This is a genomic window from Streptococcus infantis (assembly GCF_000963255.1).
Classification (GTDB): Bacteria; Bacillota; Bacilli; order Lactobacillales; family Streptococcaceae; genus Streptococcus; species Streptococcus nidrosiense.
The window spans coordinates 1-1,217 of record NZ_JYOV01000023.1 but is presented as its reverse complement, the minus strand read 5'-3'; the positions used below and the strand labels follow the sequence as shown (position 1 = coordinate 1,217).

The following is a 1,217-nucleotide window of genomic DNA, read 5'->3' as shown; positions in this document are numbered from 1 at the left end:
GCAAGCACATCGGCTAGCACTTCAGCAAGTACGTCAGCCTCAACAAGTGCAAGTACGTCGGCAAGTACATCCGCTTCAACGAGCGCAAGTACATCAGCAAGTACATCCGCATCAACAAGTGCAAGCACATCGGCTAGCACGTCAGCATCAACAAGTGCAAGCACGTCAGCAAGTACATCCGCATCAACAAGTGCAAGCACGTCAGCAAGTACGTCAGCATCAACAAGTGCAAGTACATCAGCAAGTACATCCGCATCAACAAGTGCAAGCACGTCAGCAAGCACATCTGCTTCAACAAGTGCAAGTACATCGGCTAGCACGTCGGCTTCAACAAGTGCAAGTACATCAGCAAGCACATCTGCTTCAACAAGTGCAAGTACATCAGCAAGTACGTCGGCTTCAACAAGTGCAAGTACATCGGCAAGCACGTCCGCTTCAACAAGCGCAAGCACTTCAGCAAGTACATCTGCTAGTACGTCAGCATCAACAAGTGCAAGCACGTCAGCAAGCACGTCCGCAAGTACGTCAGCCTCAACGAGCGCAAGTACGTCAGCTTCAACAAGTGCAAGCACGTCAGCAAGTACGTCCGCATCAACGAGCGCAAGCACATCAGCAAGTACATCCGCATCAACAAGTGCAAGCACGTCAGCAAGTACGTCGGCATCAACAAGCGCAAGCACGTCAGCAAGTACATCCGCATCAACAAGTGCAAGCACGTCAGCAAGTACATCCGCATCAACAAGTGCAAGCACGTCAGCAAGTACATCCGCATCAACAAGTGCAAGTACATCAGCAAGTACATCCGCATCAACAAGTGCAAGTACGTCAGCAAGTACATCGGCATCAACAAGTGCAAGTACATCAGCAAGCACATCAGCAAGCACATCAGCAAGCACATCTGCATCAACAAGTGCAAGCACGTCAGCAAGTACGTCCGCTTCAACAAGTGCAAGTACATCAGCAAGCACGTCAGCTTCAACAAGTGCAAGTACATCAGCAAGTACATCGGCATCAACAAGTGCAAGCACATCGGCAAGTACGTCAGCGTCAACCAGCGCAAGTACATCTGCTAGCACGTCAGCGTCAACAAGTGCAAGTACATCAGCAAGCACGTCAGCTTCAACAAGTGCAAGTACATCGGCTAGCACGTCGGCTTCAACAAGTGCAAGCACCTCAGCAAGTACGTCAGCCTCAACAAGTGCAAGTACGTCGGCAAG

1 protein-coding gene is annotated in these 1,217 nt (G+C 50.4%); it reads right to left on the bottom strand.

All coding sequences use genetic code 11. The features are described 5' to 3' along the window. Positions 1-1,217 (bottom strand): hypothetical protein (locus tag TZ96_RS10865; RefSeq protein WP_052696585.1); only part of this gene is annotated, 1,217 nt, incomplete at both ends.